This is a genomic window from Phascolarctobacterium sp., assembly GCF_045124115.1.
Classification (GTDB): domain Bacteria; phylum Bacillota; class Negativicutes; order Acidaminococcales; family Acidaminococcaceae; genus Phascolarctobacterium_A.
Genome location: NZ_JBGVLF010000018.1, coordinates 1 through 13,953, shown reverse-complemented (window position 1 = coordinate 13,953; position 13,953 = coordinate 1). Strand labels below are relative to the sequence as shown.

The following is a 13,953-nucleotide window of genomic DNA, read 5'->3' as shown; positions in this document are numbered from 1 at the left end:
CTTATACCTTTAAATAGGGCAGGAGTGCGGTGAAAAGCTTGTCCAAGGCGGGGTACAGCCGTGCATCCTCCAGTCCTGTGTAATTCATCAGCATGGTGTGGCTGGTATCGTTAAGCTTTTCGTGATAATAATCGGACAAAAATTTAATCTCTAAACCTGCGTCGGCGGCGACCTGTTTTAACAGGCTGTCGCCGGCTTCTGTTTTTAAGCGGAGCAAAAAGTGCAGGCCGCTGTTTTCTCCTTCCACCTGCAGGGCGGGAGCAGCGGGGCAGGTAGCCAGATAGTTGAGCAAGGTATCGCGTTTATTGCGGTAATAGGTACGCATACGGTTTAAATGGCGTTCAAAATAACCGTCTTCAATAAATTTTGCTAAGGTAAATTGCTCAAAATTGGATACGGTACAGGAATAAAAGCCCAGTTTTTGATAAAAAAGTGTAGCCAGATGGAGAGGCAGCAGCATATAGCTGATACGGAAGGTGGGTGCCAGTGTTTTGGAGAAGGTATTGATGTAGATAACCTTTTCGCCGTGGTCGATACTTTGCAGGGGTGGTACTGGTTTGCCGAAAAGGCGGAATTCGCAGTCATAGTCATCTTCAATAATGTAACGGCTAGTGCCTGCGTTTGCCCAGCGCAGTAGTTCGTAGCGGCGGCTAACGGGCATAGTGATGCCTGTGGGGAATTGGTGGGACGGAGTAATGTGCAGAATATCTGCACCGCTGACTGCGAGAACATCGGCAGTGATACCTTTCTCGTCCATAGGCAGGTAGCGGCAGAATACGTCATTGGTGCGGTAGATGGCTGCCAATTGGGGATAACCGGGATCCTCTAAGGCGTAAATGCGGTTGCGGCCTAAAAGCTGTACAATCAAGTTGTACAGTGTCTGGGTGCCTGCGCCGATGATAATCTGTTCCGGGTTGACATTGAGTCCGCGGAATTGGTACAAGTGCTTGGCTAAAGCTTGGCGCAAAGCAAGTACACCGCCGGCAGAACTGTCGCTGATGAGGGCGTGTTCGTCAGCACTGGTCAAAGTGTGGCGCAATAGGCGCGCCCAAGTGTTGTAAGGGAAGGTGTCGGGAGGTACGCTGCTGCGGACGAAGCTGGTCAGAGTACGCTCTGGGGAAGGATTCTGTATCGGAGTGGGGAGTTGTTTTTGGGGCAGTGGTGTCTGTTGCTCCAGACTGGCGACGAAGTAGCCGCGGCGAGGTTTGGAATAGATATAGCCTTCCACTAAAAGCTGGGCGTAGGCGTTTTCTACGGTGATAAGGCTGATGCCTAAATTTTTAGCTAAAGTGCGCTTGGAAGGGAGCTTTTCCTGCGCCTTCAGTGTGCCTGCGACAATATCGTTTTTAATGCATTGATAAAGGTGGGCGTACATGCTGACGCCTTTTAAATTAGCAAAGCTATAGGTAAGCATTTTGCGGAATTTCCTCCAACTGGTATTAGAAACTTGTTAAAAAATGAGTATATTGTTATATTCAGATGCTAGTATAATACTACGTATAATTGTTGCTGTAAAGTTAAATCTATTTTACAAATGGCAACGTTAGGTTACATTTTCTCGTGGGCGAGAAAATATAACTACAAAATATCAAGGAGGAAATCAAAATGAATGAACGTTATAAATTAAATGCGCAATTGGCGCAAATGCTGAAAGGTGGCGTCATTATGGACGTTACCAATGCGGAGCAGGCTAAAATTGCGGAAGCAGCAGGTGCTTGTGCAGTTATGGCTCTAGAGCGTATTCCTGCGGATATCCGTGCAGCAGGCGGTGTAGCCCGCATGAGCGACCCTAAGCTGATTAAAGAAATCCAAAATGCCGTAACCATTCCTGTTATGGCTAAGGTGCGCATCGGTCATTTTGTAGAAGCGCAAATTTTAGAAGCTTTGGAAATAGACTATATTGACGAAAGTGAAGTGCTGTCCCCTGCGGATGATGTTTACCATGTAGATAAGACTAAATTTAAAGTGCCTTTTGTTTGCGGTGCGAAGGATTTAGGTGAAGCGCTGCGTCGTATTAGCGAAGGTGCCTCCATGATCCGTACTAAGGGCGAACCCGGTACCGGTGACGTAGTGCAAGCTGTGCGCCACATGCGCATGATGAACCGTCAAATCGCCCAAATTGCTGCTATGAGTGAAGACGAACTCTTTAATGCTGCGAAAGAATTGCAAGTTCCTTATGATTTGGTGCAATACGTACACGAGCATAAACGTCTGCCCGTTGTCAACTTTGCTGCAGGCGGTGTAGCTACTCCTGCCGATGCAGCTTTGATGATGCAGTTGGGAGCAGAAGGCGTATTCGTAGGTTCCGGTATTTTCAAATCCGGCAATCCTGCTAAACGTGCCCAGGCTATTGTGAAAGCAGTAACTAATTTCCGTGATGCCAAGATGTTGGCAGAGCTTTCCGAAAATCTGGGCGAAGCCATGGTTGGTATCAACGAACAAGAAATCCAACTGTTGATGGCGGAGCGTGGTAAATAATGATTGGCGTACTGGCGCTGCAGGGCGCTTTTGTCGAACATATTAAGGCGTTGGAGTCCTTGGGGGCAACTTGCGTAGAACTGCGCCAAGCCAAGGATTTGGAGCTGCCCTTAACGGGGGTTGTCCTTCCCGGTGGGGAAAGTACCGTGCAGGGAAAATTGCTCCGTGAACTGGGGATGTACGATATTCTCAAGCAGAAAATTGAGCAAGGTCTGCCTGTATTGGCAACTTGCGCAGGGATGATTTTATTGGCAGAGCATTTGAGCAATGATGACAAGGTACACTTTGCTACTATGCCTATTACTGTACGCCGTAATGCCTATGGCCGTCAATTAGGTAGTTTCCGAACCTACGGTGATTTTGCCGGATTGGGCAGCGTGCCCATGACTTTTATTCGTGCTCCCTATATTGAAAAGGTTGGTGCGGGGGTAGAAGTGTTGGCTACAGTAGATGATAAGGTTGTGGCTGCACGCTATGGCAAGCAATTAGCCTTAGCGTTCCATCCGGAGTTAGATGTACAGGAAAGTGTTGCAGTACACAAGCTTTTCCGGCAAATGTGTAAGGAGTAAATACATTAAAAATCATAGTGTGAATGAAGAGAGTGGGGCAAAGTGTTCCACTCTTTTTAGTGTGCACAAAAGCCATATCCTAAAACACAGGATTTGCAAAAATAACAGAAAATTTTCGCAAGAATATTGTATACAAAATACAAAACTGTGGTATAATATGTTCAAGATGAAGATTGAGATCGTCACCTGCAAAGGTGATAGAAATATGATGGTGAAAGGCATGTGGAGGTGAAGCACTATGTTCACGACTGTTGGTGTTACTTGTGTATTCTTGTTTGCACTGGTTGTTATGTGCGCTTTTGAATAAGCCTTGCTGAAAGACTGAAACTCAAAAACAAAAAATAGAAACACATAAAAGGAACGCCCTTGACCGATGGTCAAGGGCGTTATGTTTTTGCAATGTTATTTGCTGCGCATACCTTTGCTGTAGAAAAACAGCAGGCAGGCATAGTAGAAGAATGCTCCTGTAGTGGTCCTGGTGGCGAACCAGCTGGGGAAGAGGAAGAAACTGCAGCTTAGGAAAAGCAGTTGGGGAAGGCAGCTAAATAAGCAGCTGATGCCTTCTTCTTGATATTTGCTGCGGATATGCAGACAGCTGAGAACGCTGTAGCGGGAGGCGAAGATGCCGAAGAAGAACCCGCTGAGGCCGTAGAGCAGGTAGGTAACTATTTGGCTGAAGGACATCTTATTTACCTTCCTTTGCCATAATCTGCGCAAAGAGACCGCTTTTCAAAAGCAACCCGGCGATAATGCTGCCACCAATGGTGCTTACGAGGAAGGGCGGGATGAAGAACCAAGCTGCGGCTTTGCTGCCTAAAACAGCGCTGGCAATTACCCACGCAGCCAAACCTCCCAAGATGCCTGTACCGAAGATCTCGCCTGCCATAGCTGCAGGGATGGCTTTCCATTTGCTATAGGCAAGACCGGCGATAAGAGCGCCAATCATACTGCCGGGGAAAGCTAAAAGGGAGCCTGTACCGAACATATTGCGCAGGCAGGCAATCAAAAAGCCGATGGACACAGCGTATTCCGGACCTAAAAGTACGGCACCGATAACGTTGATGGTGTGTTGGACAGGGAAACATTTAGAAACGCCTGCAGGAATATAGATTAAGTGGGCGCTGAGAGTGCCAATGGCTACCAAGAGCGCTGCGGATGTCAATTTACGTGCTTGCATGGAGGATACCTCTTTTCATAGGATTTTCATTTTTATTATACCATTTTTTCTCACTTCGTGGATGATTCCTAAAGGGAAAAGCTACATTTTTGTAGAATTAGTTAGAGCAATTACCTTTGTAAATTGGAGTGAGATATATGCAATTATTGGAAGGCATCAAGGTTGTAGATTTTTCCAAATGGTTGCCCGGGCAATACTGCGGTATGCTGCTTGGTGACTACGGTGCTGATGTAATTAAGATTGAAGATTTAGCTGGGGATGCTACCCGCAAGTTTTGGCCGGAGAAAGCACCTGGCATGAGCTATTGGCATTTGATGCTGAACCGCAACAAGCGGGGCGTAGCAGTAAACATCAAAAAGGCAGGGGGCGCGGAGTTGTTACGCAAGCTGCTTGCGGAGGCGGATGTGTTTCTCGAAGGCTTTCGTCCCGGTTATCTTGCCCGCTACGGTTTGGATTACGAAACGATTCATAAGCTTAACCCCCGACTGGTGTACTGTTCTATTACAGGCTTCGGGCAGAACTGCCATAAACCTGCCCATGATTTGAACGTTATTGGATTGGCAGGACTCAACAGTCTTGACGATGTGGGCGGTGCCTGCGTTAGTGAAGTGCAGGTGAGCGCTATTGGCAGTGGCTTGAACGCTTTAAGCGGTATTGCCATGGCGCTTTTGGCACGGGAACGCACGGGAGCAGGCCAATGGTTGGATGTCAACCTTTACGCTACAGCCTTATCCATGCAGGTGACAGGGGTAAGCTCTTTGTGGGGCTGTAAGGAAACAGGGGATAAACCTTTCGGACGCATTGCCCATTATTACAATATTTACCGTACTAAGGATGACCGTTTCCTCACTGTAGGTACCATTGAGCCCAAGTTTTGGCAGCGTTTCTGCGATTTGCTTGAGTGTCCTGAACTGGAAAAGAGTCAATACGATTTTGCTCATGGTGAAGAATTGCAGGATTTTATCGCTGCTAAAATTGCCACCAAGACTCAGGCAGAGTGGCTGGAGCTGATTGGCGGGGCAGAGTTCTGCGTTACGCCTGTGTGCAGTCTTGATGAAGCGCTGCAAAGCCAACTGACGGAGCAGGAACATATCCTGCAGGAAGCGGAGTGCGATTTAGGTACGCTGCGCTATATGGGGGGACCTGTCAAGTTCAGCGATGCCCAAAGCACTATTAGCCGCAGAGCACCTTACCTTGGGGAGCACACTAAGGAAGTTTTAGCGGATTTGGGCTATGATGCAGCGGCAGTGGCTGCGCTGCAGGAAGAAGGAGCAATTTAGGAGGATGACTCTATGAAGAAGCTATATAGAATGTTACTGGCTTTTGCCGTGGCTTGCTGCGTATTTGTAGGCATCAATCCGGCTGAGGCAGGCATGATTAGTCTGGAAGATGAAATCAAGATGGGCAGGGAAACAGCCCAGTCCTTGGAAGCAAAGTATGGTCTTTCCCAGGATAGTTATGCCCAAGAACGTGTTGACCGCATTGGTCAGCGTTTGGCAGCGGTGTGCGGACGTAACGAAATCAGTTATTCCTTCAAAGTACTGAACTGCGATGAAGTCAACGCTTTGGCTTGTCCCGGTGGATTTATCTATGTTTTCCGCGGGTTGTTGGATTATATGCCTACTGATGCAGAGTTAGCCGGGGTATTAGGCCACGAAGTTGGTCACGTTGCCAAAAAGCATACGGTAAATGCTATTGAAAAGCAGATGTGGACCACGCTGCTTTTGGCAGTAGCGACCAGAGGTCAAGGTCTGGGCTTGGTACAGGCTGCACAGGCAGCGCTGTTTGCAGGTTACAGCCGTACGGATGAACGTGGTGCCGATAAGGAAGGCGTTAATAATACTATTAAAGCAGGCTTCAATCCTTATGCTATGTTGGTTACGGTGCAGAAGCTGGATGATTTGTCCAAGCAGGGCGGCGGTGCTTCCTATGGCTTGTTCAGCAGCCATCCGGAACCGGAAGAACGTGTGAAACGCGTTATGAAGCAGTTGAAAAGCTACAATATTCATCCTGATGTAGCAGTTACGGATGATGATTACGCTACTGTTACGGAAGGTAGTTGGAGCTTCAATATTAACCAAAGTATTGGCAATACCAAGGCAAAATATCGTGCGTATATGTTGGCAGGTAATTTGTGGACGGTGCGCCAACGTGGTACCATTAATCCTAACTATTTTGTGGTTTATGATAATGGCAGTTATGCTCACATCTATTATGATGATATCCAAGTGTTGACCTTGTATAATCAGGATGCAGGCGCTTTTGGCAGTGCCGGTGCCTACGCCAGCGCATGTGCCGATATGCTACGTGATTGGGCAGCTATCGCTAACGCCAACGATGCTAAGGCTAAAGTAGCCAAGGATAAGAAGAAAAAGTAGGGGCTGGAAAGTGATCTAGCTATCAAATTTCTAGCGTGTAATTTTTGTAGCTAAGAAATAATGAAAGCAAAGAAGGGTTGTCGAAAAATGAAAACAAAGCAAACCTCATCTCAGGGTGATAATAGTTTGCAAGTACGCAACAGTACCGTTGATTTTCTTGTCTTCACAAGAGATGCTAATGAAGAAGGTATTGAAGTTCGCGTACAAGATAACGATGTTTGGCTTACCCAAAAAGCGATAGGGCAGCTTTTTGCTGTAGATAGGAGCGTTGTTTCAAAACATTTAAAAAACGCCTATGAGAGTGGGGAGGTAGCTGAAATTTCAACTTGTGCAAATTTTGCACAAGTTGCGGATAATGGAAAAACTTATCGCTATAAGTTCTATTCCTTGGCTGCTATTATTGCTGTTGGCTATCGTATCAATTCTGATAGAGCCTTGCAGTTTCGGCAATGGGCAACAAAGGTTCTAAAGACTTTTGCTCAGCAAGGTTATGTATTAGATAAGGATAGATTAGTTAATGGACAGGTTTTCGGCGAAGATTACTTTGAACATCTTATTTCTGAGATTCAAGAAATTCGTGCCAGCGAGCGCCGTTTCTATCAAAAGATTACTGATATATACGCTACAGCTGTAGACTATTCTTTAGACAGCAAAACTACAAAGAGCTTTTTTGCAACGGTTCAAAATAAGATGCATTACGCTGTTCATGGTAATACCGCAGCTGAGGTTATTATGGCAAGAGCAGACCATACCAAGGAGCATATGGGGTTGACGTCATGGCATAATGCGCCTTATGGGAAAATTGTAAAAGCAGATGTAGCAGTTGCCAAGAATTATTTATCTGTAAGCGAAATTCAAGAATTAAATGAAATAGTTACTATGTATCTTGATTATGCTACACGTCAGGCGCGGCGTCATATTCCTATGACAATGGCAGATTGGGCTTCTAAATTAGATGCATTTTTACAGTTTAATGATGCTGAGATTCTTCAGGATAAAGGTAAGGTCACTGCAGCTATTGCAAAAGCTTTTGCAGAAAGTGAATTTGAGCAGTACAGAGTTATTCAGGATAAGCTATATCAAAGCGATTTTGATAGACTCATTGCTTCTGCCGGTATTGATAAGTAAAGTAGCTGAGTGAATTTGTAGATTGGTACAAGTAAACAGAAAAAGTAGAGGCTGTTCACTTTTCGTGAACAGCCTCGTTTGTTTTATAGTCCGGCTTGCTCGATACCGCTAAAGAGAAAACCTAAATGGTTAGTGGAGTTTAAGAGTACCACGCGCCACACGCCTTCGTTGTATTCCAGCACATTGATACAGGTGTTATCCTGCTTGATTTGCCAGAAGTGTTCCATGCCTAGGCCCAGCAAATCGCAGATAATAGCTTTATTGACTGCATCGTGGGCTGCTACTAAGAGTGTTTTGCCTGCGTACTTTGTAGCGTATTCATCAAAGGCAGCGCGAGCACGTTTGCGCACGTCCTCCAAGCTTTCGCCACCACCGGGCATTTGCACTTTTTCAGGAGTGGAATGCCACTGGGCAAATTCTACCGGATAGGTTTTGGCAATATCTCCTGCCAAAACGCCTTCCCAACTACCATGGTTGATTTCCAAAAGACGCTCATCCGTGGCAACGGGGAGATTGTGCAAGTCAGCGCAGAATTTGCAGGTTTGGAAGGAGCGTTGCAAGGGGCTGGAGATGGCAGCATCGATGGGGATGTTGCGCAGACCTTCCGCTAGCAGGTGTCCCTGCTTTAGACCACGTTCGCTAAGGGGAGTGTCTTCTTGCCCTTGATAGCGGCCTTCAATATTCCAAGTGGTTTCGCCATGGCGAACTAAAATAATTCTTGTCATCTTAACCCTCGCAGTTAATAAGTTTTACATCGATAATGCCTTCTACGCCGCGGAGCTGGAGCATAATATCATTGGGGATGTCGTTAGCAACGGCGATGGCCATAATATTGGTGTCGGATTTGGTAGTGCTGCCAACCTGCATGCTGTTGATGTTGATGCCTGCTTTACCCAAAATAGTAGCCATTTGACCGATCATATTGGGTTTGTTAATGTGGGGAGCAAGCAGCAGGTAGCCTTCGGGTTTGAAGTCCAGATAGTATTGGTCCAGTTGGACAATTTTCGGAGTTTTGCCGTCGAAAAGGGTGCCTTCAATTTTGTGGGAGCCTTTTTCTGTAGTAATCTTGACGTTAATAGCGGTAGTAAAGTAGCCTGCGCGGTTAGCTTTAACTTCCTTAACTTCGATGTTGCGTTTTTTAGCAATGCCGGGAGCGTTGACGAAGTTGACGCTTTCTTGGAGAATGGGGTTCAGCAGACCTTTGAGGAAGGCAGTGGTTAGGGCGCCGGTTTCGGTGGCAGCCAAGTCGCCGGTGTATTCGATTTCTACGCTCTTAATGGGGCCTTCTGCCAAGTAGATGCCAACTGTGCCCATGCGTTCTGCCAGACCGAAGTAGGGTTGGATAACGGCAGCAACGCTTTTAGGAATGGGAGCCATATTAACAGCGGTCATAACAGGACGACCTTCTAAGGCATCGATTACGCCATAAGCAACGTCCACAGCTACACCGATTTGTGCTTCGATAGTGGATGCACCTAAATGGGGAGTTTGTACTACATTGAACAGGCCCAGGAAGGGGTTGTTTTCTTTGGTCAGGGGTTCGCTGGGGTATACGTCGATGGCAGCGCCGGCAATCTTACCGCTTTTTACACCGTCAGCAATGGCTTGGGGATCCATGCAGCCACCGCGAGCGCAGTTAACGATGCGGACGCCGTCTTTCATCTTGGCAATGGCTTCATCGTTGAGCATTTTTTCAGTTTCTTTGGTCAAAGGGGTGTGGATGGTGATATAGTCGGATTTTGCCAGCAGGGTGTCAAAATCAACCAGTTCTACGCCAACCTGTTTAGCGCGTTCTTCCGTAATGTAGGGGTCATAGCCGATGGTGGTCATTTCCATAGCCTGCATACGTTTGGCAACACGGCTACCAATGCGGCCTACGCCGATGATGCCCAGGGTTTTACCCTGTACTTGGATGCCGTCAAAGGATTTACGGTCCCATTTGCCTTCTTGGATGGATTGATGGGCTTGGGGGATGTGACGGGTCATGGCCATCATCATGGCTACGGTGTGTTCGGTAGCAGCCATGGTGTTGCCTTCGGGGGTGTTGAGGACAACGATGCCTTTGGCGGTAGCAGCGGGGATGTCGATGTTGTCAACGCCTACGCCTGCACGGCCGATGACTTTCAGACGGGTGCTGGCTTCGATTACTTCTTTGGTGACTTTGGTCATGGAGCGGGTAACGAGGCCGTCGTAGTTATTGATTACTTTAATGAGTTCTTCGGGCTTCATATTAGGCATTACGTCTACGTCGAAATGTTCGCGGAGCAATGCTACGCCTTTTTCACTAATATCGTTGCTTACAAAAATCTTCATTTTATGTTCCTCCTTAATATGTTCGCTCAGTGTATGTGATTCGCAATTGTATATTTCTGCGCTCAGAAGAGCTTTCTTAACGCTCATTGCGTGCAGTACAATAACGAAGCTGCGGGAAAAATCTGTTAGCAGAGGATTATACTTTCCTGCACCCTTGCTTCTATTGTACTAAGCACTTATGAGCTAAAAGTTCTATTCGCTCCGAAATATAGCAATTGCTCAATTTACTATTGGTGGTCTGCTTGGTACTGTTTCATACATTCGGCGAGAGCCACGCAGGCTTCCATGGGAACTGCGTTATAGGTGGATGCACGACAACCGCCTACTAAGCGATGTCCGCCGATGCCGACGAACCCGGCAGCTTTGCCTTTAGCAACAAAATCTTTTTCCATCTCCGGTGCTGCCAGGTTGAAGGTGATGTTCATGAGGCTGCGAGCATCTTTATCTGCATGACCTTTGTAGAAGCCATTGCTGTTGTCGATTACATCATAGATGACTTTGGCTTTGGCTGCGTTGTTTTTCGCAACGGCGTCTACGCCGCCTTGGTTCTTAATCCAATGTAAGGTTTTATTAACCATGTAGATGGCGAAGACGGGGGGCGTGTTGTAGAGGGAGTCATTGTCGGCAAAAGTACTGTATTTAAGCATGGTGGGCAGTTCTTTGCGTGCTGTTGCCAAGAAGCTTTTCTTTGCAATGACGATAACTACGCCTGCAGGTCCCAAATTTTTTTGCGCTCCTGCGTAGATTAGATCAAAGTCTGCTACGTTGACTTTACGGGAGAGAATGTCGCTAGACATATCGCAGATTACAGGAACGTCAAATTTGGGGAAGCTTTGCCATTCGGTACCATAGATGGTATTGTTGGCGGTAATGTGGACGTAGGAAGTATCTTCCTTGAAATTATATTCTTGGGGAATATAACAGTGGTTGCGGTCAGCACTGGAGGCTGCTTCGTAGGCTTCGCCAAAGAATTTGGCTTCGGCCATAGCTTTTTTTGCCCATACGCCGGTGTTAATATAGGCGGCGTATTTTTTAGTGTGGAAGTTGGCAGCGGTCATTAAGAATTGGGTACTGCCACCACCTTGAATGAAGAGGATTTCGTAATCTTCGGGGATTTCCATTAGCTCACGCAGGAGGGCTTTTGTTTCTGCGTGCATGGCTGCGTAGTCAGCGCTGCGATGGCTCATTTCGATAATGCTCATGCCGGTGTCGGCGTAGTTTAAAAATTCTGCTTGGGCTTCCTGCAGTACCTCCAAAGGCATGGCAGAAGGACCGGCGTTGAAATTATAGGCTCTTTTCATGATTCGTACTCCTTGATATAAAAATAGAGAAGCTGTCCCTTTGGGACGAGCTTCTCTTGTTCTCGCGGTACCACCCAAATTGCCGTCTGTTACGTGTTCCTAAAATAAAAAAAGCCCCATCCCTCATGGGACGAACTTCTATCTCGCGGTGCCACCCAACTTGCCAACGGCCAACTTTTGCACGCTGTATCGGGCGCACCCGTTAGATTCTTCACCTACCGCTCCGGAGCGGAACTGATTTACCTTGCTGTTGGCTTGCATCAACCGCCAACTTTCTGAAAGACTTGGCAAACAGCTTCTCCTTCTTTGCGTTGCTGTGTTGTATTAAGGTTGATTATAGCACGTTCCTTCATAAGGTCAAGCAAAAAAGCGTAAAATCCGTATGTATACACAGAATTTACGCTTTTTGTATAAAAGGTTACAATATTTTGCTGTTTTTGGCCTTCGTTTTAGCCTTTGCTAATAACGACTTCGTCAAATTGCTTGCCGTCAGAGAGGTAGGCTTTAAAGGTTAGTTTATTGGCTTCTGCTTCCAAAGTCATATAATTGGCTGTTTCCGGTTGGGGAGCGCGTGCTGCATCCCAAGCAAATTCGCCCCACAATTTGGGATAGCGCACGTTGCCTGCTACGCCTGCCAAAATATATGTAATACCATCGTTTGCAGGGACAAAGTTACGCAAGGGAACTCTGCGACGATAGGTGTGCAAGTGGGCGCTAAGGACTGCATCCACGTTATATTTTTCAAAAATGGGGATTAATTCTCTGCTAAAGTCGAGAAACTCTGTAGGACGTTGAGGTCTGCCTGATTCTTTACCAAAGGTGTACATAAAGATGTCACGATGCTGTAAAACTACTTTCCACTTGGCTTTGCTTTGAGCTAAGTCTTGGGTGAGCCATTGAAGTTGGTCTTGTAAAAGTTGGGGCTGCCAATCCTTGGCTTCATAAAAATTAGTATTTAGCACTGCGAAATGGACAGGGCCGTAATCGAAGCTGTAGAATTGGTTAGGGTATTTAGCTAAGCCATTGGCAGGAACTTGGAAAAGGTTAGTGTAGGATACAGGCTGCGTAGTCTTCCATTGGAGGGAATAGGCTTCGTGGTTGCCGATAACAGGAGCAAAGGCTAATTTATCGCTAAATGGTTCTACGCTGTTGAACCAAGCACGCCATTGGCTGGCATCCTGTCCATTGTCCACCAAGTCGCCTAAGTTGATATAAAGCTGTGTTTCTTGGTGGCGCGTCTGTGCATCGCGAGCTAGCTTTTGCCAACCGCTGTAGTCATTGCTTTGGGAGTCAGGGAAGATGAGGGCGGTAAAGTTTTTGCCGCTATCCGTGGTTAGCTCATGCCACGCGCCTTTTTCCTTGACGGTGTTGATGCGGTATTGATATTTGCTACCTGCTTCAAGATCGCTTAAAGAGGCAGCGTATTGGATGTAGGTTGTGCCTGCTTCCTGAAAAGTTTTCTTTTTAGTAGAGATGGTTTTGCTGTCATTGCTGCCAGCAAGGCGGTATTCTAGAGTATATTCCTGTTCTGCTTCTGCCTGCCACATAATAGTGCGACCGGTTTTATTATCGGCAGCAACAATTTGGCGCACATGCTGTACTCCTACAGCGCTGTCGTTGCCTTGAATTTCCTTTGAATTATAACTTCCGTCTGTGCAGCCTGCGGTAAAGAGTAGCATTAGGCACAGGAGCAATAATAAAAGTTTAGTAAATTTTTTCATATGCTTCCTCCAAGTTTGCAAAATTAAGCTTATATTGTGTCTATATTCTAGCATCTAAAGTAAGCTTTAGGTCAATACTTTTTTCGTGTAGATATTGGAGATGCGGAAGAAAGTACGCAAGTTAATCTGACGCTTTCCCTTGACTTAAAGTATGGTTCAGGTAGTATAATTGAGCTAACAAAGGAGGCTTTTGATATGAGCAAAAAAGTTTTAATTATTTCTTCCAGTCCCCAAAGATATGGTAATTCCGATACTCTCTGTGATGAATTTGCCAAAGGTGCCAAGGAAGCAGGGCATAGTGTAGAAAAAATCTTCCTGCGTGATTATGAAGTTAATTACTGCTTGAGCTGCAGAGCCTGCACCACTACTGCTAGATGCGTGCAGAAGGATGATGCACCGGAAATTTTGGATAAGATGTTGGCAGCGGATGTTATCGTTTTGGCAACTCCTGTATATTTCTACAGCATGAGCGCTCAACTGAAGACTTTAATTGACCGCACTGTTCCCATCTATACCCAGCTGACTAACAAAGAGTTCTATTTTATCATTACTGCTGCTGATGATGAGCAAGCTAATGTGGAGCGTGTTATTGATGCACTGCGCGGCTTTAGTGATTTGTGCTTAGAAGGTACCCAAGAACGCGGTATTATCTATGCTATGGGCGTGTGGAAACCCGGTGAAGTTAATTCTACCAAGTATATGGAAGAAGCTAGAGAAATGGGTGGGAAAATTTAATAATATTTATTCTGGTTAGTTGTAAAATGAAGTTGCACAACTGAATAAAAAAGATCCATGGTGGTATCTTTCTGTTAAAATAAAGTTGCTACACAAAATCAGCAGAAAGGACTGACCACCATGGATCAATCTCAAGATACCACAATTCATCAA

Annotated in this window: 13 protein-coding genes; 6 read left to right on the top strand and 7 right to left on the bottom strand. The window is 46.2% G+C overall.

Annotated elements, in window-relative coordinates:
* Window position 1: 1 nt before the first annotated feature.
* Entirely contained in the window at window positions 2–1,414 is a 1,413-nt protein-coding gene (locus ACJMM4_RS02705; RefSeq protein WP_405382954.1) for a PLP-dependent aminotransferase family protein, read from the bottom strand.
* A 191-nt stretch (window positions 1,415–1,605) separates the two neighbouring features.
* Here ACJMM4_RS02705 and pdxS point away from each other — a divergent pair, with 191 nt between their 5' ends.
* Both pdxS and pdxT read left to right on the top strand, forming a co-directional pair.
* Window positions 1,606–2,478, top strand: a complete 873-nt coding sequence (pdxS, locus tag ACJMM4_RS02700; RefSeq protein ID WP_405382952.1) for a pyridoxal 5'-phosphate synthase lyase subunit PdxS — start codon at window positions 1,606–1,608, stop codon at window positions 2,476–2,478.
* Entirely contained in the window at window positions 2,475–3,047 is a 573-nt protein-coding gene (gene pdxT / locus ACJMM4_RS02695; RefSeq protein ID WP_405382998.1) for a pyridoxal 5'-phosphate synthase glutaminase subunit PdxT, read from the top strand. Before pdxS ends, pdxT begins: the two co-directional genes overlap by 4 nt.
* A gap of 402 nt (window positions 3,048–3,449) precedes the next feature.
* Here the strand turns inward: pdxT and ACJMM4_RS02690 are convergent, their stop codons facing one another.
* Window positions 3,450–3,731: a hypothetical protein gene (locus ACJMM4_RS02690; protein WP_405382950.1), complete on the bottom strand. Its 282-nt coding sequence runs from the start codon at window positions 3,729–3,731 to the stop codon at window positions 3,450–3,452.
* 1 nt (window position 3,732) lies between these two features.
* The gene (gene thiW, locus ACJMM4_RS02685; RefSeq protein WP_405378867.1) at window positions 3,733–4,224 is read right to left on the bottom strand and encodes an energy coupling factor transporter S component ThiW; all 492 of its coding nucleotides are present in this window, start codon (window positions 4,222–4,224) and stop codon (window positions 3,733–3,735) included.
* 137 nt (window positions 4,225–4,361) lie between these two features.
* Between thiW and ACJMM4_RS02680 the strand changes: the two genes are divergently transcribed.
* From ACJMM4_RS02680 to ACJMM4_RS02670, 3 genes are all read left to right on the top strand, one after another.
* The gene (locus ACJMM4_RS02680) at window positions 4,362–5,504 is read left to right on the top strand and encodes a CaiB/BaiF CoA transferase family protein (protein WP_405382948.1); all 1,143 of its coding nucleotides are present in this window, start codon (window positions 4,362–4,364) and stop codon (window positions 5,502–5,504) included.
* Window positions 5,505–5,516: 12 nt separating this feature from the next.
* Window positions 5,517–6,602, top strand: coding sequence for a M48 family metallopeptidase (locus ACJMM4_RS02675; protein ID WP_405378861.1), 1,086 nt, complete (start codon window positions 5,517–5,519; stop codon window positions 6,600–6,602).
* An 87-nt stretch (window positions 6,603–6,689) separates the two neighbouring features.
* Window positions 6,690–7,730: a virulence RhuM family protein gene (locus tag ACJMM4_RS02670; RefSeq protein ID WP_405382946.1), complete on the top strand. Its 1,041-nt coding sequence runs from the start codon at window positions 6,690–6,692 to the stop codon at window positions 7,728–7,730.
* A gap of 83 nt (window positions 7,731–7,813) precedes the next feature.
* Here the strand turns inward: ACJMM4_RS02670 and ACJMM4_RS02665 are convergent, their stop codons facing one another.
* From ACJMM4_RS02665 to ACJMM4_RS02650, 4 genes are all read right to left on the bottom strand, one after another.
* Window positions 7,814–8,455: a histidine phosphatase family protein gene (locus ACJMM4_RS02665; RefSeq protein WP_405382944.1), complete on the bottom strand. Its 642-nt coding sequence runs from the start codon at window positions 8,453–8,455 to the stop codon at window positions 7,814–7,816.
* Between the two features lies 1 nt (window position 8,456).
* Complete coding sequence (serA, locus tag ACJMM4_RS02660) at window positions 8,457–10,043, bottom strand: phosphoglycerate dehydrogenase (protein WP_405382942.1); 1,587 nt, start codon at window positions 10,041–10,043, stop codon at window positions 8,457–8,459.
* 227 nt (window positions 10,044–10,270) lie between these two features.
* Complete coding sequence (serC, locus tag ACJMM4_RS02655) at window positions 10,271–11,344, bottom strand: 3-phosphoserine/phosphohydroxythreonine transaminase (protein ID WP_405382940.1); 1,074 nt, start codon at window positions 11,342–11,344, stop codon at window positions 10,271–10,273.
* Window positions 11,345–11,793: 449 nt separating this feature from the next.
* Window positions 11,794–13,065: a metallophosphoesterase gene (locus ACJMM4_RS02650; RefSeq protein WP_405378845.1), complete on the bottom strand. Its 1,272-nt coding sequence runs from the start codon at window positions 13,063–13,065 to the stop codon at window positions 11,794–11,796.
* A 195-nt stretch (window positions 13,066–13,260) separates the two neighbouring features.
* Between ACJMM4_RS02650 and ACJMM4_RS02645 the strand changes: the two genes are divergently transcribed.
* On the top strand, window positions 13,261–13,800 hold the full coding sequence (locus ACJMM4_RS02645) for a flavodoxin family protein (RefSeq protein WP_405378842.1): 540 nt from the start codon (window positions 13,261–13,263) through the stop codon (window positions 13,798–13,800).
* Window positions 13,801–13,953 lie beyond the last annotated feature (153 nt).